Consider the following 26,569-nt stretch of genomic DNA (forward strand, 5'->3'; position numbering starts at 1 on the left):
GCGTCCTGTAGTTTTACTACAAATCGTCGGCCATTTCAGCCTTTCGAATGTATATACGAGTAGTAAAACTACACAAGACTGAGCGGATTGCTCGGTCCGTTAGGTGAGCATAATCGTTATTGTTGATCTTTTGCGAAGAAGAAAAGGTAGAAATTTAATGTTACCTGCCAAAATTTATGAATTTTCAGCTATTTCTAACTTTTGTTCGACAGTCATTCATCGCGCCTGCCTCCTGCGTTCACCGCAACAAGCCCTTTACGCGCCGTTCAAGGATAGACCATGAGCCTTCCAATGCTGGCCGAGCTGCCGGCCGTTCTCTTGCCGTTCGCCATTCGGGCCGAACAGTCATTCCGTGACGCAGTGGCCGCGCTGGACGACGATCATGGCCTTTCTGAATGGACGCCGCAACGCTGGGCCGATTTCGCGCGGGTGTGCGCGGCCAGTGATTTCGTGATTGAACAGAGTGTTCGTGACCCGTTGATGTTGCTCGAACTGGTCGCCTGGGGCGAGTTGGACCGTGGCTTTGCGCCGGGCGAGCTGTGCGGGCAGATTGCCGGTGCCGTGCAACAGGCTGAAACAGAAGATGAGTTGGGCCGCGTGCTGCGCCGCCAGCGTACCCGCCAGCAAGTCCGCATCATCTGGCGCGACCTGACCCGCCAGGCGGATCTGGTGCAAACCTGTCGCGACCTCTCCGACATGGCCGACGCCAGCATCGACCAGGCCTACCAGTGGCTGTACCAGCGCCATTGCGCGCAGTTCGGCACGCCGACCGGGCGCCGCAGCGGTGAGCCGCAGCAGATGGTGATCCTCGGCATGGGCAAGCTCGGCGCGGTGGAGCTGAACCTGTCATCCGACATCGACTTGATCTTCGCCTACCCCGAAGGCGGCGAGACGGTGGGGGTGAAGCGCGCCCTGGATAACCAGGAGTTCTTCATTCGCCTGGGGCAAAAACTGATCAAGGCCCTCGACCCGATGACCGTCGACGGTTTTGTCTTCCGTGTCGACATGCGCCTGCGGCCTTACGGTTCGGCGGGCGCGCTGGTGCTCAGCTTCAATGCGTTGGAACAGTATTACCAGGACCAGGGCCGCGACTGGGAGCGCTACGCCATGATCAAGGCGCGCGTGGTGGCCGGCGATCAGGTGGCCGGTGCGCAACTGCTCGACATGCTGCGACCGTTCGTCTACCGCCGCTATTTGGACTTCTCCGCCATCGAAGCGCTGCGCACCATGAAGCAGTTGATCCAGCAGGAAGTGCGGCGCAAGGGCATGGCCGACAACATCAAGCTCGGTTCGGGCGGCATCCGCGAAGTGGAATTTATCGCCCAGGCGTTCCAGCTGATCCATGGCGGGCGCGACCTCAGCCTGCAGCAACGGCCGTTGCTCAAGGTGCTGGGCACCCTGGAAGGCCAGGGCTACCTGCCGCCGGCGGTGATCGCCGAGTTGCGCGATGGCTACGAATTCCTGCGTTACACCGAGCATGCGATCCAGGCGATTGCCGACCGCCAGACCCAGATGCTGCCGGACAGCCCCGAAGACCAGGCGCGCATTGCCTTTATGCTCGGCTTCGCCGATTGGGCCGCGTTCCATGAGCGCCTGATGTACTGGCGTGGGCGGGTGGACTGGCACTTCCGCCAGGTGATCGCCGATCCGGATGAAGAAGACGGCGAAGAAAGCGAATTGGTCGTCGGTGGGGAATGGTTGCCACTGTGGGAAGAGTCCCAGGACGAAGACGCGGCCTGCCGCCAACTGGCCGAAGGTGGCTTCACTGACGCGCCCAAAGCGCTCAAAGCCTTGGCCGGCCTGCGCGGCAGTCCGCAATTGCGCGCCATGCAGCGCCTCGGTCGCGAGCGCCTGGATGCGTTTATCCCGCGTCTGCTGGCGCAGGCCGTCGAGCACGCCAACCCGGACCTGGTGCTGGAGCGCGTCTTGCCGCTGGTGGAAGCCGTCGCCCGCCGGTCCGCCTACCTGGTGTTGCTCACGGAAAACCCCGACGCCCTGCGGCGCCTGTTGACCTTGTGCGCCGCCAGCCCGTGGATCGCCGAACAGATCACCCGCTTCCCGCTGCTGCTCGACGAATTGCTCAACGAAGGCCGCTTGTTCAAGCCGCCGTTGGCGCCGGAACTCGCCGCCGAACTGCGCGAACGCCTTACGCGTATCCCCGAAGACGACCTTGAGCAGCAGATGGAAGCGCTGCGGCACTTCAAGCTGGCTCACCGCTTGCGCGTGGCCGCCTCGGAAATCGCCGGCAGCCTGCCGCTGATGAAAGTCAGCGATTACCTGACCTGGCTCGCCGAAGCCATCCTCGAACAAGTGCTGGCCCTGGCCTGGCGCCAGACCGTCGCCCGCCACGGCGCGCCGCAGCGGTTGGATGGTAGCGTGTGCGATCCCGGATTCATCATTGTCGGTTATGGGAAAGTCGGCGGCATCGAATTGGGGCATGGTTCGGACCTGGACCTGGTGTTTATCCATGACGGCGACCCGCAGGCCGAAACCGATGGCGCCAAGCCGATCGACGGCGCGCAGTTCTTCACGCGCCTGGGCCAGCGGATCATCCACTTGCTGACCACCCAGACCAACTCGGGGCAATTGTATGAAGTGGACATGCGCCTGCGGCCGTCGGGCGCATCCGGTTTGCTGGTGAGTTCCCTCGGCGCCTTCGCGCGCTATCAGGAAAACGAAGCCTGGACCTGGGAACATCAGGCGCTGATCCGCGCGCGGGTGTTGGTGGGCAGCCAGGACGTGGGCCGCGCCTTCGAGCAGGTGCGGGCCAAGGTGTTGGGCCGTGAACGCGACCTGACGAAGCTGCGCCAGGAGGTCAGCGAGATGCGCGCCAAGATGCGCGACAACCTCGGGACCCGGGCCACGGCGGCCGGTACCGGCGCGAATGCCTTCGAACCGACGGTGGTGTTCGACCTCAAGCAGGACGCCGGAGGTATCGTCGATATTGAATTTATGGTGCAATACGCCGCTTTGGCATGGTCTGCGCAACATCCGTCGTTGCTGCGCTACACCGACAATATCCGCATTCTGGAGGGCCTGGAGCAGGTCGGGCTGATGCCCGCCGCCGATGCCCATTTACTGCGCGAGGTATATAAGGCCTACCGTTCCGCGGCGCACCGCCAGGCTTTGCAGAACGAAGCCGGTACGGTGGCCGGGGATCAGTTCGCCGACGAACGGCGCCAGGTGATGCGAATCTGGCAGGCGCTGGGGTTAAGCTGACACTCGATTAAATGAGCGACGCCAATCTAATGTGGAAACCGGCTTCATGTGGGAGCAGGCTTGCTCGTGATGCAGGCGCTGCGGTCTGTCTAGCGGACCGCGGTGATGCTATCGCGAGCGAGCCCGCTGCCACACAAAGTGCGATCTACAGTAATCATCGAGGCGGGGAGGCGTAAGCCTCCCCGCATCGTTTGTGGAAACTACATGAATATTCTGATCGTTGGGCCCAGCTGGGTCGGTGACATGGTGATGGCGCAGACACTGTTCCAGTGCCTCAAACAACGTCATCCCGACTGCCAAATCGACGTGCTCGCCCCTGAGTGGAGCCGGCCGATCCTTGAGCGCATGCCGCAAGTGCGCCAGGCCTTGAGCTTCCCGCTCGGCCATGGCGCCCTCGAACTGGCGACCCGCCGTCGCATCGGCAAATCCCTGGCCGGGCAGTACGACCAGGCGATCTTGCTGCCCAACTCGATGAAATCGGCGCTGGTGCCGTTTTTCGCCGGCATTCCCAAGCGCACCGGTTGGCGCGGCGAGTTTCGCTACGGTCTGCTCAACGACGTGCGCAAGCTCGACAAGGCGCGCTACCCGCTGATGATCGAACGCTTCATGGCCCTGGCCTACGCGCCGGGTGCCGAGTTGCCGACGCCGTATCCGCGCCCGAGCCTGCAGATCGACCCGATCACCCGCGACGCGGCCCTGGCCAAGTTCAGCCTGGCCCTCGACCGTCCGGTGCTCGCGCTGTGCCCCGGTGCCGAGTTTGGCGAGTCCAAGCGCTGGCCGTCGGAGCATTACGCCAAAGTCGCGGAGACGAAGATCCGCGAAGGCTGGCAGGTGTGGCTGTTCGGCTCGAAGAACGATCATGCGGTGGGTGAAGACATCCGCCAGCGCCTGATCCCCGGCCTGCGCGAAGAAGCGGTGAACCTCAGTGGCGACACCTCGCTGGCCGAGGCCATCGACTTGCTGTCCTGCGCGGATGCGGTGGTGTCCAACGACTCCGGGCTGATGCACGTCGCGGCGGCGCTGAACCGCCCGCTGGTCGCGGTGTACGGCTCGACCTCCCCAGGGTTTACCCCGCCGTTGGCCGACAAGGTCGAAGTGGTGCGCCTGGGCCTGGAATGCAGCCCGTGTTTTGACCGCACCTGCCGTTTCGGCCACTACAACTGCCTGCGCCAGTTATTGCCGCAACCGGTCAACGAAGCCTTGCAGCGGTTGCAGGGCACTGTGGTCGAGGTTCACTGAGTTGCGGGTACTGGTAATCAAGACCTCATCCCTGGGCGACGTGATCCATGCGTTGCCGGCACTGACCGATGCGGCGCGGGCGATCCCGGGCATTCGATTCGACTGGGTGGTGGAAGAAGGCTTTGCCGAGATCCCCACCTGGCACCCGGCGGTGGACAAGGTGATCCCGGTGGCGATTCGCCGCTGGCGCAAGAACCTCTGGCAAACCTTCAAAAGTGGCGAATGGCGGCGCTTCAAGCAGCGTATCCAGTCAACCAAATACGACCTGGTGATCGACGCCCAGGGCCTGCTCAAAAGCGCCTGGCTGACCCGCTACGTGCGCGCCCCGGTGGCCGGGTTTGACAAAAACTCGGCGCGTGAACCGATCGCGGCGCGCTTTTATTCGCGGCGCCTGGCCGTGGCCCGCGGGCAGCACGCGGTGGAGCGCCTGCGCCAGCTGTTCGCCGTGGCCCTCGGCTATGACTTGCCCAAGGCCCTGGGCGACTACGGCCTGAGCGTCGACAAGCTGCTCGGCCTGCCGCCGAAAAAGCCGTTTGTGTTGTTGCTGCACGGCACCACCTGGGACACCAAGCACTGGCCCGAAGCCTACTGGCGCGAGCTGGCCGAGCGCATGGGCCGCCTGGGCGTGGACGTGAAGTTGCCATGGGGCAATGCCGCCGAAAAGGCCCGCGCCGAACGCCTGGCACAGGGCCTGGACAACGCCGAGGTGCTGCCCAAACTGAACCTGGCCGGCGTCGCCCGCGTGCTCGCCGGCGCCCGCGCCTGCGTTGCGGTGGACACCGGCCTCGGGCACCTGGCCGCAGCCCTGGACGTGCCGACCATTTCGCTGTTCGGCCCCACCAACCCCGGCCTGACCGGCGCCTACGGCAAGAGCCAGATTCACCTGGCCAGCGACTTCCCGTGTGCGCCCTGCCTGCTGAAACAGTGTACCTATCAACCCACGGCCGACGATCTGCGTCGGTTCGACATCAAGCGCGAATCGCCCCTGTGCTTCACGCGGCTGAACCCCGAGCGTGTGGCGAGCCGGCTGAGCACGTTGTTACTGGCCGAGGAGATGCACTGATGCAACTGGCGTTTGTTCTGTACAAGTATTTTCCGTTCGGTGGCTTGCAGCGCGACTTCATGCGTATCGCCCTGGAGTGCCAGCAGCGCGGTCATCGGATCCGTGTCTACACCCTGATCTGGGAAGGCGATGTGCCGCCCGGTTTCGAAGTGCTGGTGGCGCCGGTCAAGGCGCTGTTCAACCATCGCCGCAACGAAAAACTCTACGCCTGGATTCAGGCCGACCTGGCCAAGCGCCCGGTGGACCGCGTGGTCGGGTTCAATAAAATGCCCGGGCTGGACCTGTACTTCGCCGCCGATGGCGTGTTTGAAGACAAGGCACAAACCCTGCGCAACCCGATGTACCGCTGGTTCGGCCGCTACAAACACTTTGCCGAGTACGAGCGCGCCGTCTTCGAACAGAGCGCCAAGACCCAGATCATGGTGCTCTCGGCCCATCAGCAGGAATTGTTCACGCGTTACTACGGCACCCAGGCGCAGCGCTTTCATTTGCTGCCGCCGGGCATCGCCCGTGACCGGCGCGCGCCGCCGAATGCCGCGCAGATCCGCGCACAGTTTCGCGATGAGTTCGGCCTGGCCGAGGACGATTTGCTGTTGGTGCAGATCGGTTCCGGCTTCAAGACCAAGGGCGTCGACCGCAGCCTCAAGGCCGTGGCCGCATTGCCGTCGGCGCTGAAGAAACGTACCCGGCTGTTTGTAATCGGCCAGGACGACCCCAAAGTATTCCAATTACAGAGCGCCGCACTGGGCCTGGGCGAGCAAGTGCATTTCTTCAAGGGGCGCAGCGATATTCCGCGCTTTCTGCTGGGGGCCGACCTGTTGATCCACCCGGCCTACAACGAAGCGGCCGGCATGGTGCTGATCGAGGCGGTTGTCGCCGGCCTGCCGGTGCTGGTGAGCAAGGTCTGCGGTTATGCCTTCTATATCGACAAGGCCGGCAATGGCCGGGTGTTGGACGAGCCGTTCGAACAGGCTCAACTCAATCAATACCTGGTCGATATGCTCGACGATCCACAAGCGCGCGCGACCATGAGTCGCAATGGTCTGGCCTTCGCCGAGACGGCCGACCTCTATAGCATGCCGCAGTACGCTGCGGACCTGATCCTGGCGGAGCCGAACCGATGAAGTTGATGCTTGCCGAACCGTTCAAGACCCTTTGGGCCGGACGCGATGCGTTCGCCGAAGTCGAGAAGCTGGACGGCCTGGTGTACCGCGAACTCGATGCCCGTCGTACCTTGCGTACAGAGGTCGAGGGCCGCGGTTATTTCGTGAAGATTCACCGTGGTATCGGCTGGGCCGAAATCCTCAAGAACCTGATCACCGCGAAGTTGCCGGTATTGGGCGCCGGCCAGGAATGGCGGGCGATCCAGCGCTTGCAGCAAGTCGGCGTGCCGACCATGACCGCCGTGGCTTATGGCGAAAAGGGCAGCAACCCGGCCGACCAGCATTCGTTTATCGTCACCGAAGAGCTGGCGCCCACCGTCAGCCTCGAAGACCTGAGCATGGACTGGCTCAAGCAACCGCCATCGCCAGTCATCAAGCATGCGCTGATCGCCGAAGTGGCGCGCATGACCGGCATGATGCACCGTGCCGGGGTCAACCATCGCGACTGCTATATCTGCCATTTCCTGCTGCACACGGACAAGCCGCTGGTGGCCGACGATTTCAAGTTGTCGGTGATCGATCTGCACCGTGCGCAGGTGCGCTCGAAGATCCCGCTGCGCTGGCGCAACAAGGACCTGGCGGCGCTGTATTTTTCGGCGCTGGATATCGGCCTGACCCAGCGTGACAAGCTGCGTTTTCTCAAGGGCTACTTCCAACAGCCGTTGCGCCAGATTCTCGCCGAAGAGGCCGCACTGCTGCAGTGGCTGGAGCACAAGGCGGCCAAGCTCTACGCGCGCAAACAACGTTACGGGGATGCGCTCTGATGGCGGGTTGGAACCTGGAACCCGCATACGCCGGCCTCGCGGATGATTTTGGAAGCCTTGAAGCGGTGTTCGCCCTGCAAGGCGAGCGGCTGACCCGCGACCCGCTGTCGGAAGTGATCCGGGTGGCGCGCGGCGGGGTCAATTACTACGTCAAGCGCTACGTCGGTGCCGGCAAGGGCCTGCGCCGCTACCTGGGCAAGCCGCGGGTGAAGTCCGAGTGGCAGAACCTCAAGCGTTTCGCCAAGTGGGGCATTCCCACCGCCGACGTGGTCGCCTGGGGCCTGGAGCGCAATGGCCTGGCCTACGCCCGCGGCGCGCTGATCACCCGTGAGTTGCCCAAGACCGAAGACTTGTCGGTGCTGGCCGAGCGCAACGACGTGCGCCTCAAAGACCCCAAATGGGTCGATGCGGTCAGCCGCCAGCTCGCCGAATACACGCGTACCATGCACGATCATCACTTCACCCATAACGACTTGAAGTGGCGCAACCTGCTGATCGACGACCAGCACACCCTGTACCTGATCGATTGCCCCAACGGCGATTTCTGGCGCGGGTTCTGGCTCAAATACCGCATCACCAAAGACCTGGCCTGCCTGGACAAGGTGGCCAAGTATCACCTGTCGGCCACCCAGCGCCTGCGCTTCTACCTGCAATACCGCCAGCGCGCGCACCTGAGTGCGTCGGACAAACAGCGAATTCGCCATGTGGTGAAGTTTTTCGAGGGACGCGAATGAGTGATTTCCTGGCGGCCGAAGACCGCGCTCTGCTGGAGCGCAACGGTCTGGCCAGTTTCGATGCCCTGTGGGCCAAGCAACTGGACGCGGTGGACGAGCCGAACACCAGCCGTGGCGGCTGGAGCAGCGTGTTCCGCCTGGAGCTCGACGGCCACGGTTACTACCTCAAGCGCCAGAGCAACTACCTCACGCGCAGCTTGCACCGACCGTTTGGCGAACCGAGTTTTTCCCGCGAGTTTCGTAACATCAGCCGTTATCGCGCGTTGGGTATCCCGGCCTTGCAGGCGGCGTTCTACGGTGAGCGCAAAGTCGCTGGCGAGCACCGCGCGATGCTGTTGACCCGTGCCCTGGACGGCTGGAATGACCTGGATTCGTTGCTCGAACAGTGGCCGCAACTGAGCGACCCCCAGCACCGTGCGATCCTGTTGGCCTGCGGCCAATTGGCGCGCCGTCTGCACGGCGTGGGACAGGTCCACGGGTGTTTTTACCCCAAGCATATTTTCCTGCAGGCCACCGGCGACGGTTATGCCGCGCAGTTGATCGACCTGGAGAAAACCCGCCCGTTGCTGTTTGGCTGGCGTGACCGGGTCAAGGACCTGGAGCCGCTGTTGCGCCGTGCGCCGCAGTGGTCGGATGCGCAAACGCGTCACCTGCTGGCGGCGTATCTGGAACAACCTGAAGACAGCCCGCTGGTCGCCACCTGGCAGCAGCGCCTGACCGCTCGCCGCAGCCACAAGGAGCACCGTTGATGCGTTTATCCGCGCTGAAGCAGGCCGGGCGCAGCCCAAGCCTGCCGCTGACCATCGAACTGGCGGACGCCGCAGGCCCTGGTCAATTGCAATTGCTCAGCCTGTTGCGCGTGTTGCCGGGCCAGCGCTATGTGGGCGCCGGTGTCTGGCGCGGTCGCGCGGTGTTGGCCAAGTTGTTGGTGGGCAGCAAGGCGGCGCGGCATTTTCAGCGTGAGCTCAACGGCGTGCGCCTGCTGGCCGAGCAAGGCCTGACCACGCCGCTGCTGCTGGCCGACGGTTTGCAGGAAGGCGAGGGCGGTTGGCTGCTGTTTGAGTTTATCGACGGCGCCGAAAGCCTGGCCGATGCCTGGCAAGCGGTCGAAGGCCTGCCGCCGTTGGCCGATGAGCAGACCGCTGTGCTCGCCGAAGCGCTGGACGCGATCGCCCGCATGCATGCCAAGGGCCTGTGGCAGGAAGACCTGCACCTGGATAACCTGCTGCGCCAGGGCGGCAAGCTGTACCTGATCGATGGTGCCGGGATCTGCGTGGAACAGGCGGGCCAGCCGCTGTCACGCAACCGGGTGCTGGAAAACCTCGGGGTGTTTTTCGCCCAGTTGCCGAAAAACCTCGCGCCGTTTACCGAAGAGTTGCTGGTGTATTACCTGCTGAGCAACGGCGAGCATGCGTTACCGCTCGAAGCCCTGGAGAAGCAGGTGCGCAAGGTCAGCGCCTGGCGCCTGAAGGACTTCCTCGACAAGGTCGGCCGCGAATGCACGCTGTTCAGCGTGGTGCGCGGCGCGTTTGGCTTGCGGGCGATCCGTCGCGAGGAGGAGCGCGCGATGCTGCCGGTGCTGGAGCAGGCCGATGCCTTGCTCGACCAGGGGCATTTGTACAAGACCGGCGGTGCGGCCAGCGTGGCCAAGGTCGAAGTGGCCGGCCGGCCGCTGGTGATCAAACGCTACAACATCAAGGGCTTCGCCCATTGGCTCAAGCGTTTCTGGCGCCCGAGCCGCGCCTGGCATTCCTGGCGCGAAGGCAATCGCCTGGCGTTCCTCGGCATTGCCACACCCAAGCCGCTGGCCGTGCTGGAAAAGCGCTTTTTCTGGCTGCGCAGCCGCGCTTACCTGGTCACTGAATACCTGCCGGGGCCGGACATCATCGAGCGCTTCGCACCGTATGTGGAGCAGGGCGACGCGCCTGAAAACGAACTACTGGCGCTGGACCACCTGTTCGCCGAGCTGATACGCGAGCGCATCAGCCATGGCGATTTCAAGGGCCATAACCTGTTCTGGCACGAAGGCCGCTGGGCCTTGATCGACCTGGATGCGATGCGCCAGCACCGCTCCGACGCCAGCTTCGCCACGGCGTTTGCCAAGGACCGCGCACGCTTCATGCGTAATTGGCCGCAAGGCAGTGCGCTGTATCAGGTCATCGATCAGCGTTTGCCGAAGGAAGTCGGCGGCGCCGGCTGACGGTCGAGCGGGGTTTTCAGGTAGGACGCGGTCAAGTGCGGGGGGCGGGCTTGCAGGGGCCTGTCCCCCAGCAGCCAGTTGGTCTGCACGAACCACTCGAATCTGGCAATTATGTATCATTTTATACAATGCCCGGTTGCGAGGCAGTCTTGATACGGGTTGTGGGCTTTAAGTAAGTTAGAAGTTGAAACGGATTCGGCGGATAGCGCGAAGTGTGCTGGTTTATATCAGACTTGTCCTAGAGCAATTTATTGGGGCAAGGTATTTGTTTGGTTGTATTGTACTTCTTGTTTTAAACGGATACATGTGTGGCGCATGTTGCGGGTTGAGCATTCTTTTATCGTTCTATAAATTTGTTCTACAGCCGATGAGGTTGTTCAATTATTTATAGGAGGTTTTTATGTCGTCTATCAATGCTAACTCAAACGTGGCTGCTGATTATCAGAGGTACGAAAATAATAACTTTAATGAGAAGGGGCAAAACAATCCGCTGGATCAGGTGGCCGGGGAAGATGCTGAGTATTTGGGTGCGCAAAATCAGCCGATTGATCATGAGATTCAATCCGACGGTAACGGTGGTTTCTATCAGCCAGGTACGGGCAGGGGGCAGCCGGGTAATGGTGAACCGGGGTTAGGAAGCATCAACGTTGGAGCGGGGCATCAAATTGACTTTGATGGTGCGGAGCCTCCGCGGTCGCTGCACTATTAAGGCGCCCGTGGGCATGTAAGGTCGAAAAGAATGCTGCTGCATGGGTATGCGCAGCATTCATGTCGTCTCGTTGTTATTGCGGTTTTTGGGTGATGGATTTTATGCCGTTCATCATGTTGATAGTTGCAGGTTTTGTTTAAAGGAGGGGGTGGTTTGAACGTTAATCAAACGTATTGATTTGCCCGTCAGTGCTCTTTGCCCTAGTGTGTTCGCCGCGCGAAGCAACTAATCCTGTATTGTCTTATCGGAGCTTTCTCACATGACGTATCGGTGTGTCGGTGTAGGCTATCTTCGCTGGCGATGTTAGTGTGGTCGACCCTCTATGCTGAACGGTGTCGTTCATGATCCGTATGTACTCTGTGTTGCTTGCTGCTCTCCTGGCAATCTCCGGTTGCGGGACCATCAACACCGTCTTTCGCCCGGACGCTGTCGCCAGCCAGAACCTCAAGGAGTCGCGCAGCTACTGCGAAAACATCCCGCGCATCTACAGTGGGGTGATCTACGGGTTTTGTACGCTCAATGCTGAGCCCTCCCCAGAAAAAAGCCTGAATGACCGAGCCCTGTCGGACCACGAGAACAATGCTTTCCCGATCATCGCCATCGAGTTCATCGGCTCTGGCGTGCTGGACACCCTGGTCCTGCCCTACACGATCTACCGTCAGAACAAGGACGGCAGCATCGAGATCTTCCGCTGAACCTCCTCGACGCTCGCCGCTAACAGCTTCCTCCTGCTTTTGAGCTATAATCCCGCCCTTTAGCTGTTTCTCGCCCAGGCGAGAGGCACACTTTTTTCAGGCGTAACGCGCCTGCATGCAGACTAAAAGAGGCTAGACCCCTGTGGCATTGACGATTCTTGGCCTGTCCGGCGCCCTTAGCCATGATCCTTCCGCAGCCCTGTATATCGACGGCAAGCTGATCGCGGCCGCCGAAGAAGAACGCTTCGTGCGCGACAAGCATGCAAAGCACCGCATGCCCTACGAATCGGCGAAATTCTGCCTGGAACAGGCCGGCATCAAGCCTTCCGACGTTGATGTGGTCGCGATCCCGTTCGCCCCGATCAGCCTGTTCGGCGAAGCGCGCTGGCACTATGCCAAGCGTTACTGGTACGCCCCGGACCGCGCTCTCGATGCGATCCTGATGGGCAACCGGCGCTACAAGCGCTACCGCAACAAGATCGTCTGGTGCCTGGAACAGCTGGGCTTCGATCCGAAGAAAATCAAGATCGAGCCGGTTGAACACCACTTGGCCCACGCCTCCAGTGCCTACCACTGCTCCGGCTTCAAGGAGAAAACCGCGATCCTGGGGATCGACGGCAAGGGTGAGTACGCCACCACGTTCTTCGGCTACGGCGAAAACGGCAAGATCCACAAGATCAAGGAATTCTACGATCCGGACTCCCTCGGCGGCCTGTACGGCGCGGTCACCGAGTTCCTCGGTTTCGAGATGCTCGACGGCGAGTTCAAGGTCATGGGCATGGCGCCTTATGGCGATGCCAGCAAGTACGATTTCTCGCGCCTGGCCTCCTTTGAAAACGGCGAGTTGGTGATCAACACCGACTACGCCAACGTCATCGGCCTGCGTCGTTATAAAGAGAAGGGCAAGGGTTTCTACTTCTCGCCCAAACTGATCGAGTGGCTGGGGCCCAAGCGCGAAGGCGACATCGCCGACGAGCCGTACATCCACTACGCGGCCAGCATGCAGGCGCTGTTCGAGAAGCTGTCCCTGCAGATGATCGACTACTACCTGGGCGACATCCTCAAGGAAACCGGCAAGCTGGCCTTCGCTGGCGGCTGTGCGCTGAACGTCAAGCTGAACCAGAAGATCATTGCCCGTGACGACGTGAAAGAGCTGTTCGTGCAACCGGCGTCCGGTGATGCCGGCACCGCCGTGGGCGCCGCCGCTTACGTGTCCAACGCCCGTGGTGTGCCGGTGGAGAAGATGGAACACGTCTACCTCGGCCCGTCCTACAGCAACGAAGACGTGATCGCCGCTTGCGCCAAGCACCCGAGCAAGCCGGACTGGCGCAAGATCGACAGCATGCCTAAGCGCATTGCCAAGATCATGGTCGACGGCAACCCGGTGGCCTGGTTCCAGGGGCGCATGGAGTTTGGCCCGCGTGCCTTGGGCGGTCGTTCGATCATTGGTTGCCCGAGCGCTACCGGCGTGGCGGACCGCATCAACCATCAGATCAAGTTCCGCGAGCGCTGGAGGCCTTTCTGCCCGTCGATGCTCGACACCGTGGCCCCGCTGATGATCAAGGTCGATCACCCGGCGCCGTTCATGACCTTCACCTTTGAAGTGTCGGAAGAGTGGAAAACCCGCGTGCCGGAAGTGGTCCATGAGGACGGCACGTCCCGCGCCCAGGTGCTCAAGCGCGAATACAACCCGCGCTACTACGACATGATGAAAGAACTCGAAGTGCTGACCGGCAACGGCGTGTCCCTGAACACTTCGCTCAACCGTCGTGGCGAAGCGATGATCTGCTCGCCGACCGATGCGCTGAACATGTTCTTCGGTTCCGACCTGCAGTACCTGATCATGGAAGACATCCTGGTGGTCAAGGACGGCGTGGACCCTTATGACGCTGTGGTTTAAATGCTGAATCGCTTCCAGGGTTGGCGTGAACGCGGCTGGGTACCTGTCGAGGCCGAGGTCTATGCCCAGGCCTGGCAGCGGTTTGGCGGCAGCGTGGCGACGCATCCGCTGATCGTCGAACGGTTGGCGGACCTGGCGCAGATTCCGGTGCGCTACCTGGGCTGGGAGCAGGACGGCGAACTCAAGGGCGCGATTGCCACCTGGGGGCGCGACCTAGCCCTGTCCAAGGACGTGCTCAAGCGGCGCGGCAAGAAAGGCGTGTTCGATCTGGGCAATGCCGAAATCATCCTGCCGATCGCCGCCGACGCGCAGTTGCCGGTACGCCACCATGGGCGCTACCTGTCGGCGTTGAACGAGGGGCGCGTCAGCACCCTCAAGCCCCAGGCCGAGCAGTTGGCCATGGCGCGCACCCCGGAAGACCTGTCGAAGAAGTTTCGCTACAACCAGCGCCGCGAATTGCGGTTGCTCGAAGAAGCCGGCGGCGTGGTGCGGGCGGTGAGTGAGTTTTCCAGCAGCGAGCTGGCGGCGATCTACTGCGACCTGTTCCAGCGCCGCTGGGGCTTCCCGGCCACCGGCGCCGAGCATCTGGCGCAGGTGCTGGGCTTGCTCAAGGAGTTCCTGGTGGGCTCGGTACTGTTTCTCAACGATGCGCCGATTGCCGTGCAACTGGTGTATCGCGTCGAGGCGCCCGAGTGGGTCAGCATCGAATACGTCAACGGCGGTGTCGACCCTCAGACCCGTGAGTTCAGCCCCGGCAGCGTGTTGAGTTTCCTCAATACGCAAAGCGCCTGGGAACAGGCGCGGGCCGTGGATAAACCGCTGCGCTTTTCCTTTGGGCGCGCCGACCGTGAATACAAGGAGCGCTGGTGCAACCCGGTGCCGGTGTTCAGCCTATGAGCCGCAAGCAGCAACTGCTCAAGCGTCATCGCCGCACCAAGCGCATCGCGCTGCTGATTGGCTTGCTGGTGCTGATCGCGGCCGGTGTGCTCGTGGCCTGGTGGCTGCCGTTGATTCTGGCGGTGGTGCTGTGGGCGGCCCATGAAGCCTGGTTTGCCGATCATCTGTTCTATTCGCCCAACGAGGATTATGCCTACGCGTTCCCTCACGGCAGTGAAGTGCCAGGCCTGCGCCTGGACGCGGGGCGGCTGTTGCTGGACGCGCCGCTGGCGGCGGACGACACCCTGATCGTCGGTATCGAGCTGCGCAGCTCGTGGCTCGGGCGTTTCATCGACCCGGCGGTGGAACTGCTGGGCCTGCAAACGCCGGACCGGCAAGTGTTCGAGCGTGGCGTCGGCGGGCGCCGTTACCTCAACCTGACCGGCGCCGCCGACGCATTGGCCGCCGGCAAACTGCGGGTGCGCGGGCGTTTTTGCCGGATCAACGGCCAGCCGACGCTGTGGCGTTTCCGTCAGCCGGATTATCGCCAGCAACGTGTGATGGTGATTGCGCCCCATGCCGACGACGCCGAACTGGCGGCCTTCAGCCTGTACAGCCAGGCGGCCGAAAGTTGGATCGTCACGTTGACCGCCGGTGAAATCGAAGCCGAGCATTATCAACAGATGGGCCTGCCCAAGGCGCAAGCGGCGCAACTCAAAGGGCGCCTGCGGGCCTGGGACAGCATTGCCGTGCCGCGCTGGGCCGGCGTTCCCGAAGCACAGTGCGTGCAATTGGGCTACTTCTGCATGCAGTTGGCGGCCATGCAGGCCGCGCCGGACCAGGCTCAAGCCTCCCGCGAGGCGCAATTGAGCGATACGCGGCTGTTTCGTCAGTTCAATGCCTTTGCGCTGCCCGGCGACGTGGACGGCGCGCCGACCTGGCACAACCTGATCGCCGACCTGCGCGCGCTGCTGCTCAAGGCGCGACCGCAGGTGATCGTGCTGCCGACGCCGTTGCTCGATCCGCACGCCGACCATATCTGCGCTCACGCGGCGATACTGGAAGCCCTGGAGGGCCTGGCGTGGCAGCCCGACACATTGCTCGGTTACGCCAATCACTTGCATGATAACGACCGCTGGCCCATGGGCGACTCGGGCGCCGGCGTGGCCCTGCCGCCGCGTTTCGACACCGCGGACGAACTGGTCCCCTGCAGTTTCACGCTCGCCTTGAGTCAGCAGCAGGACAAGGCCATGGCCCTGGGCATGATGCACGACCTGCAACCGCGCGCGCCGTTCAAGCGCCGTGTGCGTCGCTGGTTGCAACAGGTGCTGGCCGGGCGTAGCCCATCGCCATACGGAGAGAACGAATTCTTCCGCAAGGCTGTGCGTCGGCATGAATTGCTGTGGGTCCTGAAACAGGACTGAGACCTTATTTACGGCAGACCGCATCCGTTTGCCGCACCATTTTTTGCCGGGCTGCGCGCCCGCAGCCAGATCGCTGCATGGAGAGTTATGAAGCCTCGTTTCAAGGTTTTGCAGTTACAGCCGGACTACAACGTCAAGACCAATGACTTCGCCGACCTGGGTGAGCAGATCGTCAAATCGTTGCCGGTTGAACGCTTCGAGGTGACATCGGGGTATCTCAGTGGCCGCCCGTTACCGGGCCAGCCGCTGAGCGTGGCCGAGCACTCCCACTATTTCGAACTGCCGGAGAAGTCCCTCAAGGGCATCCGCTTTGGCGCCATGTGGCAGATCTACAAGTATTGCCGCGAGCAGAAGTTCGATGTGGTCATCTGCAACCGCTTCAAGTCGGTGAACATGATGCTGTCCCTCAACCGCTGGTTGAAGATCCCGCTGTGCATCGGCATCTCCCATGGTTTCGGCGAGTACGCCCGTGGCTACCGCCGGCGTCAGACCCAGCGCTGGGTGAGCCCGGCGTGGCGCTTCGTCGGCGTGTCGGAGGCGGTGCAGGAGTACCTGGTGGCGCTCAATTGCGGGTTCACCCGTGAAAACACCACCTATGTCACCAACGCCATCGACATCCCGCAGGCAGAAGCCTTGCAGTTGCCACGCGATGAAGCGCGCAAGGCCCTGGGCCTGCCGCTGGACGCGCGGATGATCGGCGCCCTGGGCCGCCTGGTGCCGATCAAGGGCCACACGCATCTGCTGCAGGCGTTTGCCACGCTCAAGGACAAATACCCGCAGGCACAGGTGGGAATCATCGGTTCCGGCCGCGCCGAAGCCGACCTGCGTGCCGACATCGAGCGCCTCGGCCTGACCGGTCGCGCGCACCTGTTGGGGTTCCGTGAAGACGGCATGAAGTACGTGCGCGGTTTCGATATCTGGACCATGCCGTCGCTGTTCGAAGGCCTGGGCCTGGCGCTGCTGGAAGGCATGAGCGGGCATTTGCCGGTGATCGCCTCCAACGGCCCGGCGATGCTGCCGCTGGTGCAGGGCGCGGGCGGGCTGTCTCACGATCCGGGCAACGTCGAGCAACTGGCTGCGGCGCTGGATACTTACCTGGCACTGAGCGATGAGCAATTGCGTGCCAAGGGCGAGGAGGTGTTCCGTTACCTGGTAGCCAACCACACCCTGGACGAGTTCAAGCACAAGTACCTGACCCTGATTGAAACCGGTTTGCGTGAAGTAGGTAGAGTATGAATCAGCCACAACCCCTGGTCTCGGTGATCATCGCGTCCTACAACCATGGCCCGTACATCGAGCAGAGCATCCTCAGCGTGCTGGGGCAGACCTACGCGAACATCGAACTGTTGGTGGTCGACGATGGCTCCAAGGACGACAGCGTCGAGCGCATCCGGCGCTTGCAGGCCGAGCACGGCTTTGATTTCCAGGTCCAGCAGAACCAGGGGCTGACCAATACGCTCAACGGCGCGATCGCCCGGGCCAAAGGCACGCTGATCGCGCCGTTCGGTTCCGACGACATCATGTTGCCCGAGCGCATTGCGGCCCAGGTCGCCTATATGGAAGGCAAGCCCAAGGTCGGCATCTGCGCGGGCAACATCGAGTTGATCGATGGCGATGGCCAGCCCTATCCCGACAAGAAGCAGCACCGGGACCTGCCGTTTCGCAGCCTGGACTTCGATGACCTGTTCCTGGACCGCAAGCCGTTCCCGCCAGCACCGACCCTGTTGATCCGCCGCGAAGCGCTGGAGCAGGTGGGCGGCTTCGATCCGCTGATTCCGCTGGAAGACTTGCTGATCGAATTGAAGATCACCCACGCCGGCTACACCATCGACGTGTTGAACATGGTCATGGCGCGCTATCGCCAGCACGCCACCAACACGTACAAGAACCATCGCTACATGATTCAGAACATCCTCAAGACTTATGGATTGTTCAGCGAACACCCGTCGTATGACGCGGTGCGCTACAACTTCCTCAACTCGATGTTCCTCAAGACCGCCGACCGTGACCGGCCGCTGGCGCGGGAGATCCTCAAGCAGATCCCGTTGAGGTTCTGGGGGCGCAAGACCCTGCGCGGGCTGGTGCGGTTGTATCTGGCGCCCCTCAGAAGCTGAGGCGGCGGTGGCAGTGAAAAAGGCGACTATCAGCAGTGATAGTCGCCTTTTTTATCAGGCGGCCGGGCTAGCCAGGCCCTGGACCTGCTCGCGGATTTTTGCCGTGGCTTTTGGGCTGGCGATGCTGGCGTAACCCTTGGCCAGTTGCTCGAAGTGCGCTTCGAACAGCCAGTTGCGGTCCTGCGGATAACGTTGCATATGGCGCAGGTTGCGTTGGCGCAAGGCGTTACGCAGGGCCGACGGGAAGATGCGCAGGTCGGCGATATCGATCAGCGCGAACTCGCCGTCATCCATCAGCAGCACGTTGCCCAGGTGCAGCGAGCGGAAGTACACACCACGCTCATGCAATTGGGCCATGAATCGACCGAAGCGCTCGATCAGCGATTCGCGCAGGCTACTGTCCAGGCTTTGCAGGGCCTGGCGCAGGGTCAGGCCGGGCAGTGGCGAGTAGGTGACGGCACTGCTGGCGTCGCGCAGGCTGTACACGCCGAGGATCTGCGGGGTGGGAATGCCCAGGCTGCGTAATTGTTCGGCGTTGCTGGCAAACCGTTCCGAGTAAGGGTTGAAGCTGCCCGAGGTGTACCAGCGGCGCGCGCGGAAAACCTTGAGGAAACTGCCGTCTTCCAGGCGCAGGACTTTCGGGCCCAGGCCGTCGGCTTCAATCACATGGGCGTCGTGGCACAGTTGATCGAAGGCCTCGGCCTTGAGGGTTTGCACCGGCATGCGCAGCAGGCTGTGGCGGCGCTGGGCGATGCTCAGGCCGGCGATGATCGCCAAAGGAATCCACAGCAGGAACCAGTGTTCCTTGGGCCGCGACAGGATGCCGCCGCCCTCGGTCAGGCCGGCGCCGATGCCGTAGGCCAGCAGGGAGGACGCAAGGATGAACAGCGGTTGCGCCCGTTCTTTGAGGCTTTTGTACAGGCCCCAGCCGAGCATGAAGATCCACGGGATAAAGCCGATGATGCCGACGTAATACAGCACGCCCAGGGCAAAGCTATGGGGTTCGCGCAGTTCCAAGCCGTCGGCCAGGGTCAGGTACAGCTCGGAGTCGTAGCTGTGGCCGATCCACGGGTGTTCGGCGATGCGCTGCAGCGACATGCTCCACAATTCGAGGCGGAACGAGCTACCGCGGTTGGTGATCAGTTCAGGGTAGAACAGCAAGAGCGCCGCGGCGCTCAGGACCAAGCCCGCAATCATCAAGACCGAGCGGCGGTTGCGGCTGACAAAACTCATCCACAGGATGGCCAGGGTCAGTGCCACCAGCGGCGTGCGGGAACCGGTGGCCAGCACCGCGAGGGTCATGATTGCCAGGGCCGGTACGCTGAACCACAGCACCTGAAAGCGCTGGCTGGTCATGCAGACATACAACCAGTAGACGCTGAAAAAACCGAACACGTGGGAGCTGAGCAGCGGGTTGTCGAGGGCGCCGCGGCCGCCGATCATGCGTATTTCAAGGCCCGGCTCAAACCCCTTGGCGAAGGCCACCAGGTCACACAAGGTCGCCACCAACGCGATCACTGCCGCACTGAAGAACACGGGCTTGAACAGGTCGTTGCGGTAATGCAGCAACAGCCCGCAGCCGGCAAACAACATGAACGTGTGCAGCGGTCGCTTGAACAGGTCGGTGTCGGGATGAAACTCCGGGCTCCAGAACAGGCTGGTCAGGGCCCAGGCGGAGAAGACCAGGAATGCGATGGCCAGCGGCTCACGCAGCAATTCCATGAATTCCCTGGGGCGCAGGCACAACAGCAACAAGGTCGGCGCGCTGAACAGGACGTAGTAGAACCTGTGCAGCACGTTGCGATTGGTGACGAAGAACAGCGAACTCAGCAGAAGCAACAAGCCAATGGGCAAAATCCATAGGACCAGGAAGTCGAAGACGCGATTTGAGCCATAGGTAAGACGCTTGCACTGCATACGGTAAAAGCCATTTCAGAAATAGAAAGCCGACCATCTTAGAGTAGTGGCTATATAATGTCGCCGGTTGGATTTCGCCGGCCCGCGGGTCATGTGGGGTGCAAGTACAACAGAGAAGCTGTGCTAAAGTCAGCCTCCTTTTTTAAAACGCCGCGTGATATGACCGACTCCAGTCCGAGCGCAAGCCCTTCGAGCTTGAAAATATACTTCCGCCTGCTCAGTTACGTCAGGCCCTATGCGGGTTTGTTCGCGCTGAGTATTGTCGGATTTCTGATTTTCGCGTCGACCCAGCCGATGCTGGGGTACATCCTCAAGTACTTTGTCGACGGCCTTTCGAACCCGCAAGCCGTGTTGTTCCCCAGCGTGCCGTTCCTGCGCGACCTGCAATTGCTGCAGGCCGTGCCGCTGCTGATCATCCTGATCGCCGCCTGGCAGGGCCTGGGTTCGTTCCTCGGTAACTACCTGCTGGCTAAGGTTTCCCTGGGCCTGGTCCACGACCTGCGGGTGCAACTGTTCAACAATCTGCTGACACTGCCCAACCGCTACTTCGACAATCACAACTCCGGGCACCTGATTTCCCGCATCACCTTCAACGTGACCATGGTCACGGGGGCGGCGACCGATGCGATCAAGGTGGTGATTCGCGAAGGCATGACCGTGATCTTCCTGTTCGCTTCGCTGCTGTTCATGAACTGGCGCCTGACGCTGGTGATGATCGCCATCCTGCCGTTGATTGCGGTGATGGTCAGCACGGCCAGCAAGAAATTCCGCAAACAGAGCAAGAAGATCCAGGTGGCCATGGGCGACGTGACCCATGTGGCGTCTGAAACCATCCAGGGTTACCGCGTCGTGCGCAGCTTCGGCGGCGAGATCTACGAGGAAAAACGCTTCCTCAAGGCCAGCCAGAGCAACACCAACAAGCAACTGCGCATGACCCGCACCGGGGCGATCTACACCCCGGCGCTGCAACTGGTGATCTACACCGCCATGGCCGTGCTGATGTTCCTGGTGCTTTACCTGCGCGGCGACGCATCGGCCGGCGACATGGTGGCCTACATCACTTTGGCCGGTCTGCTGCCTAAGCCGATCCGCCAGTTGTCGGAAGTCAGCTCGACCATCCAGAAGGGTGTGGCGGGCGCCGAAAGTATTTTCGAACAGCTGGACGAAGAGGCTGAAGTCGACAACGGCACGATTGAGCGCGACAAGGTCAGCGGCCATCTGGAAGTGCGTCACCTCAACTTCACCTATCCCGGCACCGAACGTCCTGTACTCAAGGACATCAGCTTTACCGCCGAGCCTGGGCAGATGATCGCCCTGGTGGGGCGCTCGGGCAGCGGCAAGTCGACCCTGGCCAGCCTGATCCCGCGTTTCTACCACCATGCAAGCGGTGAAATCCTGCTCGATGGCGTCGAGATCGAAGACTACAAACTGCTCAACCTGCGCAAGCACATCGCCCAGGTGACCCAGCACGTGACCCTGTTCAGCGACACGGTGACCAACAACATCGCCTACGGCGACCTGGCCGGCGCACCACGGGCCGACGTCGAAGCCGCCGCGATGGATGCCAACGCCAAGGACTTCATCGACCAGTTGCCTAAAGGCTTCGACACCCAGGTTGGCGAAAACGGCGTGCTGCTGTCCGGCGGCCAACGCCAGCGCCTGGCAATTGCCCGCGCCCTGCTCAAGAATGCGCCGCTGCTGATTCTCGACGAGGCCACCTCGGCCCTCGACACTGAGTCCGAGCGCCACATTCAGGCGGCGCTGGACAAGGTCATGCAAGGCCGCACGACCCTGGTGATCGCGCACCGCCTGTCCACCATCGAGAAGGCCGACCTGATCCTGGTGATGGACGACGGGCGTATTGTCGAGCGCGGCACCCACGGTCAATTGCTTGCACAGAACGGCTACTACGCCCGCCTGCATGCCATGGGCCTGGATGCCCCGGTGTCGGCGGATATCACCTGATACCCTTGGTGGGGCGGGCAATCCGCCTCACCAACGTTCCTGCAACATCTTCTGTCACACCCCCACAAGCCTTCTGTAACCCTGTGCTAATATCGCGCCCCTGTTCATTTTGTATGTGGGTTGCTCCATGAAGTTGTCCATGCCGCGATTCGATCAAGCCCCTGTCTTGGTGGTCGGCGATGTCATGCTCGACCGTTACTGGCATGGCGGAACCTCACGGATTTCCCCTGAGGCGCCGGTACCGGTAGTCAAGGTCGAGCAAATCGAAGACCGTCCAGGCGGCGCTGCCAACGTTGCCCTCAATATTGCCGCCCTCGGCGCCCCTGCCTCCCTGGTGGGCGTGACCGGCGACGACGAAGCCGCCGACAGCCTGGCCAACAGCCTGCGCGGTGCCGGCGTGCGCGCGCTGTTCCAGCGCATCGCCCATCAGCCGACCATCGTCAAGCTGCGGGTCATGAGCCGTCACCAGCAATTGCTGCGCATCGATTTCGAAGAGCCCTTCGCCACCGACGCCCTGGCCCTCAGCGCGCAGGTCGATGAGTTGCTCGAAGGCATCAAGGTGCTGGTGTTGTCCGACTACGGCAAAGGCGCGCTGAAGAACCACCAGATGCTGATCCAGGCCGCCAAGGCCCGCAATATTCCGGTGCTGGCCGATCCCAAGGGCAAGGACTTCTCGATTTATCGCGGCGCCAGCCTGATCACGCCGAACCTCAGCGAGTTCGAAGCCATCGTCGGCGGTTGCGCCGATGAGCACGAACTGGTGAGCAAGGGCGCGACGCTGATGGCCGAACTGGACCTGGGCGCCTTGCTGGTGACCCGTGGCGAGCACGGCATGACCTTGCTGCGCCCGGGCTATGCGGCGATGCACCTGCCAGCGCGTGCGCGTGAAGTGTTCGACGTCACCGGCGCCGGCGACACCGTGATTTCCACCCTGGCCGCCTCCATCGCGGCCGGCGAGGAATTGCCCCACGCCGTGGCCCTGGCCAACCTGGCGGCGGGCATCGTGGTCGGCAAGCTCGGCACCGCCGCGATCAGCGCGCCCGAACTGCGCCGTGCGATCCAGCGTTCCGAAGGCTCCGAGCGTGGGGTGTTGAGTCTCGAGCAATTGCTGCTGGCGATTGACGACGCGCGCGCCCACAACGAAAGCATTGTGTTCACCAATGGCTGTTTCGACATCCTGCATGCCGGTCATGTGACCTACCTGGAACAGGCGCGCGCCCAAGGCGATCGCCTGATCGTCGCGGTCAATGACGATGCGTCGGTCAGCCGCCTGAAAGGTCCGGGCCGGCCGATCAACAGTGTCGACCGACGCATGGCGGTCCTGGCCGGCCTGGGTGCGGTGGACTGGGTGATCAGCTTCCCCGAAGCCACCCCGGAAAACCTGCTGGCCCAGGTCAAGCCCGATGTGCTGGTCAAGGGCGGCGACTATTCCGTCGACCAGGTGGTCGGCGCCGACATCGTCAGCGCCTACGGCGGCAAGGTCAAAGTGCTGGGGTTGGTTGAGAACAGCTCGACAACCGCGATCGTGGAAAAAATCCGCAATCACGAATAAGGCTTGCGGCCGTAGGCGCGGGCCTGCTCGCTCCTACGATCTGGCCTTCTTTGGCACGATCTTGCGCAACATCTGCCGGGCCTTGCCGGTCAGGCGCTTGAGCTTCGACTCTTTCTCCGGGACGGCCAGGCCTTGCTGCCTGAGCCAATCCTTCCAACGAATCCGCTCGTCGCGCACCACCCAGCCGTCCTGCTGGGCGAAGCTCTCCGCCAGGTACAAACCCCGCGTGCTCGCCGGGTACAGCTGATCTTTCTTGACCGTATACAGTTCGGCGAGCGGTTGCCCGTCCTTCAAGGGCATCAGGTACAGGTCCGGGCGCTGGCGGTCCAGGCGCGCGACCAGTTGATCGCCTTCGAGTCGCTCATCCACATGGAACAGGCTCAAGGATTTGGCTTCCTTGGGCACCTCCAGGCGCAAGTCATAAATCAATTGCAGCGAGGCCGTAGGCAAGTGGACGTAGGCCCGTGGGCGCTCGATCAGTTGCGTGGTCGCGCAGCGCACCGGGCGGGCCGCGCCGGACAAGGGGCTCAAGCGAAACGGCAAGGCTTCGCGGTAGTGCAGCGCGGCGGAGTAGGGCGCCGGCAGCCAGGTGTCGTTGAAGCGCCCGCTGAGCCAGCCTTCGGGCGTCTCCAGCAGGCACTCTTCGGCGATTTCCTGGATGGCGGTGTGCAGCGGCAGGTTCAGCTCATGGGCGGGGACGTAGCCGGAAATCAGCTTGAGCACTACGTCGCCACGGTCCTGGCGGCGTTGGCGCACCAGCACCCAGTAATCCTTGTTTTGCCAATGCAGGGTCAAACGCACCGACACGCCGAGGTTGGCCAGCTCGAGGGCGAAACGCTCCGGGTCTGTCACTTCTACCGGCTTGCGCCGTTGCAGGGTCTGGGCAAAGTTGAGCGGCATACCGACGCTCTGGTAGCTCAGGCCTTCGGGGGTGGCTTCGACATGCAGTGGCAGAGTCTTGAAGTTGCTGGGGTTTTTTCTTATGAGCGTTCGCGACATGTCGGCTCCTTCTTACGTCGGGGCGGCCGCGTCGGCGGCATCAGAGTTGACGAATGACCTGGGCAGCGGTCGCCACGTTGTGAGCCAGGTGCAGCGGATTAATGGTCCCGACAATAGCACTGGCGACACCCGTTTGCGCAAACAACAACATGAAACTGGCACGTATGGGGTCCATTCCCGGTTCCAGGCAGACGTGGCCGCTGGCGAGGGCTTTTTTCACCAGGATGCCTTTGCCATGGGCGGCCGCATAATCAATGACGGCTTTCTCGGCCTGTTCGTTCAGATTGTAGGTGACCATTGCGCAATCGCCCTGTTCCAGAGCCTTCACGCCGCCTTCGACGGTTTTGCCGGAGAAGCCGAAACCGCGGATTTTGCCTTCTCGTTTCAAGTCTGCGAGGGTCTGGTACACCTCGCAGTCGTTGAGAATGTGCAGGTCGTTGCCGTCGGAATGCACCAGCACCAGGTCGATAAAGTCGGTTTCCAGTCGTTTCAGGCTGCGTTCGATCGACATCCGGGTATGGGCCGCGCTGAAGTCGTGACGGGACACGCCATTGTCGAATTCTTCGCCGACCTTGCTGACAATCACCCACTCGTTGCGCTGGCCCCGCAACAGCGGCCCCAGGCGTTCTTCGCTGCGGCCATAGGCCGGCGCGGTATCGATCAGGTTGATGCCCAACTGACGGGCCTGGCGCAGCAGCAGGCGCGCTTCGTCGTCATCGGGAATCTGGAAGCCGCTGGGGTATTTCACCCCTTGGTCGCGACCGAGCTTGACGGTGCCCAGGCCCAGCGGCGACACCAGCAGGCCGGTACTGCCCAGCGGGCGGTGCAGGTCGTGCAGGGTGGGCAGGCTCATGGCAACAGTTTCTCCCAGGCCGGTTGGCCGATGGCGGGTTTGGGCAGCTCGGGCAGCGGGGTGGCGGGGCCGGGTTGGATGCCATCGCGTTCGAGGGCGTGGAGCACCCGGTCGGCGAAGTCCGGTGCCAGGGCCAGCTTGGTCGGCCAGCCCACGAGCAGGCGGCCCTGTTCGGCGAGGAAGGCGTTGTCGGGGCGAGTCAGGCCCGATTGCAGCGGCTCGGCACGTTCGACGCGCAGGGTGGCCCATTCGGTGTGGCTCATGTCGATCCACGGCAGCAGAAGCGCCAACTCGTGCTGCGCGGTGGCGATCTGTTCCTGTGGCGTGCGTGCTACGCCGTCGGCCTCGGCGATGTCGCCGCCCATGTACCACACCCAGTTGCCATCGGCGGCCGGGTGCGTGGTCACGGTGAGGCGCGGTTTGGTGCCGCCGCCCAGGCAGTGGGCGTACAGCGGTTTCAGGCCTGGGCCTTTGGCGATGATCATGTGCAGCGCACGCTTTTGCATGGCCGGCTCGCTCAGGCCCAGAGCGGCGAGCAGATCGGCAGTGCCGCCGCCGGCGCTCAAGACGATGCGCTGGGCGCGGATCTCGCGGCCGTCGACTTTCAGACCGACCAGTGCGTCGTTTTCCCGCAGCGGTTCGATGTGTTGTCCGGCGAGCAAACCATCGCCGGCCAACTGCGCCAGGCGTCCGATCAGGCTCGGCACGTCGACCACCAATTCCGACAGGCGATAGACCTTGCCCTTGAAGCGGCGGTCTTGCAGGGCTGGCGGCAGGGCGTCGCCCTTGACCTGATCGACACGGCCGCGCACGGCCTTGCTGGCGAAGAAGCTGGTGAGGTTGCCGGCGAGCGTGCCAGGGGACCACAGGTAATGGGCTTCGGAGAGTAAGCGCACGCCGGTCAGGTCCAGTTCGCCGTGACCGGCCAGGGCCTCACGCCAGCGCCGCGGCATATCGGCAATCGCTTCGGAGGCGCCGGTGAGTGCACCGTGCAGCGCGTATTTCGCACCGCCATGAATGATGCCTTGGGACTTCACGCTTTGCCCGCCTCCCAGGGTGGCGTTTTCCACCACCACCGTGGAAAACCCCTGGCGGCGCAGGCGCGCATTCAGCCAGAGGCCGGCAACTCCGGCGCCGACAATCAGAACGTCGGTGGAAATAACGGATGGCATGGGCAACCTCA

At 62.5% G+C, this 26,569-nt stretch carries 21 protein-coding genes; 17 read left to right on the forward strand and 4 right to left on the reverse strand.

The window, feature by feature from the left end:
- Nucleotides 1–279 precede the first annotated feature (279 nt).
- The 15 genes from glnE (at nucleotide 280) to PverR02_RS02525 (ending at nucleotide 18,100) form a co-directional block, all read left to right on the forward strand.
- Entirely contained in the window at nucleotides 280–3,219 is a 2,940-nt protein-coding gene (glnE, locus tag PverR02_RS02455; protein WP_079442703.1) for a bifunctional [glutamate--ammonia ligase]-adenylyl-L-tyrosine phosphorylase/[glutamate--ammonia-ligase] adenylyltransferase, read from the forward strand.
- A gap of 204 nt (nucleotides 3,220–3,423) precedes the next feature.
- Entirely contained in the window at nucleotides 3,424–4,458 is a 1,035-nt protein-coding gene (waaF, locus tag PverR02_RS02460) for a lipopolysaccharide heptosyltransferase II (RefSeq protein WP_017849806.1), read from the forward strand.
- Between the two features lies 1 nt (nucleotide 4,459).
- On the forward strand, nucleotides 4,460–5,521 hold the full coding sequence (waaC, locus tag PverR02_RS02465) for a lipopolysaccharide heptosyltransferase I (protein ID WP_046384936.1): 1,062 nt from the start codon (nucleotides 4,460–4,462) through the stop codon (nucleotides 5,519–5,521).
- Complete coding sequence (locus PverR02_RS02470) at nucleotides 5,521–6,645, forward strand: glycosyltransferase family 4 protein (RefSeq protein WP_079442704.1); 1,125 nt, start codon at nucleotides 5,521–5,523, stop codon at nucleotides 6,643–6,645. The genes waaC and PverR02_RS02470 overlap by 1 nt, the downstream gene beginning before the upstream one ends.
- A complete protein-coding gene (gene rfaP, locus PverR02_RS02475; protein WP_046384934.1) occupies nucleotides 6,642–7,448 on the forward strand; it encodes a lipopolysaccharide core heptose(I) kinase RfaP in 807 nt (268 codons plus the stop codon). Before PverR02_RS02470 ends, rfaP begins: the two co-directional genes overlap by 4 nt.
- Nucleotides 7,448–8,182 carry a lipopolysaccharide kinase InaA family protein gene (locus PverR02_RS02480; RefSeq protein ID WP_017849802.1) on the forward strand — a complete coding sequence of 245 codons (735 nt, stop codon included), beginning with the start codon at nucleotides 7,448–7,450 and terminating at the stop codon, nucleotides 8,180–8,182. The genes rfaP and PverR02_RS02480 overlap by 1 nt, the downstream gene beginning before the upstream one ends.
- On the forward strand, nucleotides 8,179–8,931 hold the full coding sequence (locus PverR02_RS02485) for a lipopolysaccharide kinase InaA family protein (protein ID WP_046384932.1): 753 nt from the start codon (nucleotides 8,179–8,181) through the stop codon (nucleotides 8,929–8,931). Before PverR02_RS02480 ends, PverR02_RS02485 begins: the two co-directional genes overlap by 4 nt.
- Complete coding sequence (locus PverR02_RS02490) at nucleotides 8,931–10,382, forward strand: lipopolysaccharide kinase InaA family protein (protein ID WP_079442705.1); 1,452 nt, start codon at nucleotides 8,931–8,933, stop codon at nucleotides 10,380–10,382. Before PverR02_RS02485 ends, PverR02_RS02490 begins: the two co-directional genes overlap by 1 nt.
- 400 nt (nucleotides 10,383–10,782) lie before the next feature.
- Nucleotides 10,783–11,091, forward strand: coding sequence for a hypothetical protein (locus PverR02_RS02495; RefSeq protein ID WP_079442706.1), 309 nt, complete (start codon nucleotides 10,783–10,785; stop codon nucleotides 11,089–11,091).
- A gap of 341 nt (nucleotides 11,092–11,432) precedes the next feature.
- Nucleotides 11,433–11,786, forward strand: a complete 354-nt coding sequence (locus PverR02_RS02500; RefSeq protein ID WP_079442707.1) for a YceK/YidQ family lipoprotein — start codon at nucleotides 11,433–11,435, stop codon at nucleotides 11,784–11,786.
- 142 nt (nucleotides 11,787–11,928) lie between these two features.
- The gene (locus PverR02_RS02505) at nucleotides 11,929–13,686 is read left to right on the forward strand and encodes a carbamoyltransferase family protein (protein ID WP_017849797.1); all 1,758 of its coding nucleotides are present in this window, start codon (nucleotides 11,929–11,931) and stop codon (nucleotides 13,684–13,686) included.
- Nucleotides 13,687–14,583 (forward strand): antimicrobial resistance protein Mig-14, encoded by an 897-nt coding sequence (locus tag PverR02_RS02510; protein ID WP_079442708.1) that lies wholly within the window; start codon nucleotides 13,687–13,689, stop codon nucleotides 14,581–14,583.
- Nucleotides 14,580–15,986, forward strand: a complete 1,407-nt coding sequence (locus tag PverR02_RS02515; RefSeq protein WP_079442709.1) for a PIG-L deacetylase family protein — start codon at nucleotides 14,580–14,582, stop codon at nucleotides 15,984–15,986. The genes PverR02_RS02510 and PverR02_RS02515 overlap by 4 nt, the downstream gene beginning before the upstream one ends.
- Nucleotides 15,987–16,073: 87 nt before the next feature.
- Complete coding sequence (locus PverR02_RS02520; protein ID WP_079442710.1) at nucleotides 16,074–17,222, forward strand: glycosyltransferase family 4 protein; 1,149 nt, start codon at nucleotides 16,074–16,076, stop codon at nucleotides 17,220–17,222.
- Nucleotides 17,219–18,100: a glycosyltransferase gene (locus PverR02_RS02525; RefSeq protein WP_079442711.1), complete on the forward strand. Its 882-nt coding sequence runs from the start codon at nucleotides 17,219–17,221 to the stop codon at nucleotides 18,098–18,100. The genes PverR02_RS02520 and PverR02_RS02525 overlap by 4 nt, the downstream gene beginning before the upstream one ends.
- A 54-nt stretch (nucleotides 18,101–18,154) precedes the next feature.
- Here the strand turns inward: PverR02_RS02525 and PverR02_RS02530 are convergent, their stop codons facing one another.
- Nucleotides 18,155–20,017, reverse strand: coding sequence for a bifunctional O-antigen ligase/aminoglycoside phosphotransferase family protein (locus PverR02_RS02530; protein ID WP_079442712.1), 1,863 nt, complete (start codon nucleotides 20,015–20,017; stop codon nucleotides 18,155–18,157).
- 159 nt (nucleotides 20,018–20,176) lie between these two features.
- Here PverR02_RS02530 and msbA point away from each other — a divergent pair, with 159 nt between their 5' ends.
- Complete coding sequence (gene msbA, locus PverR02_RS02535) at nucleotides 20,177–21,982, forward strand: lipid A export permease/ATP-binding protein MsbA (protein WP_046384924.1); 1,806 nt, start codon at nucleotides 20,177–20,179, stop codon at nucleotides 21,980–21,982.
- A gap of 127 nt (nucleotides 21,983–22,109) precedes the next feature.
- A complete protein-coding gene (hldE, locus tag PverR02_RS02540; protein WP_026140386.1) occupies nucleotides 22,110–23,534 on the forward strand; it encodes a bifunctional D-glycero-beta-D-manno-heptose-7-phosphate kinase/D-glycero-beta-D-manno-heptose 1-phosphate adenylyltransferase HldE in 1,425 nt (474 codons plus the stop codon).
- A gap of 33 nt (nucleotides 23,535–23,567) precedes the next feature.
- Here the strand turns inward: hldE and PverR02_RS02545 are convergent, their stop codons facing one another.
- From PverR02_RS02545 to PverR02_RS02555, 3 genes are read right to left on the reverse strand one after another with little or no spacing between them, the layout of a single operon-like run.
- Entirely contained in the window at nucleotides 23,568–24,533 is a 966-nt protein-coding gene (locus PverR02_RS02545) for a hypothetical protein (protein ID WP_046384923.1), read from the reverse strand.
- 40 nt (nucleotides 24,534–24,573) lie between these two features.
- Complete coding sequence (locus PverR02_RS02550; RefSeq protein ID WP_017849788.1) at nucleotides 24,574–25,386, reverse strand: aldo/keto reductase; 813 nt, start codon at nucleotides 25,384–25,386, stop codon at nucleotides 24,574–24,576.
- Nucleotides 25,383–26,558: an NAD(P)/FAD-dependent oxidoreductase gene (locus tag PverR02_RS02555; RefSeq protein WP_079442713.1), complete on the reverse strand. Its 1,176-nt coding sequence runs from the start codon at nucleotides 26,556–26,558 to the stop codon at nucleotides 25,383–25,385. The genes PverR02_RS02550 and PverR02_RS02555 overlap by 4 nt, the downstream gene beginning before the upstream one ends.
- Between the last annotated feature and the right edge of the window lie 11 nt (nucleotides 26,559–26,569).

This window comes from Pseudomonas veronii, from assembly GCF_002028325.1.
Lineage (GTDB): Bacteria > Pseudomonadota > Gammaproteobacteria > Pseudomonadales > Pseudomonadaceae > Aquipseudomonas > Aquipseudomonas veronii.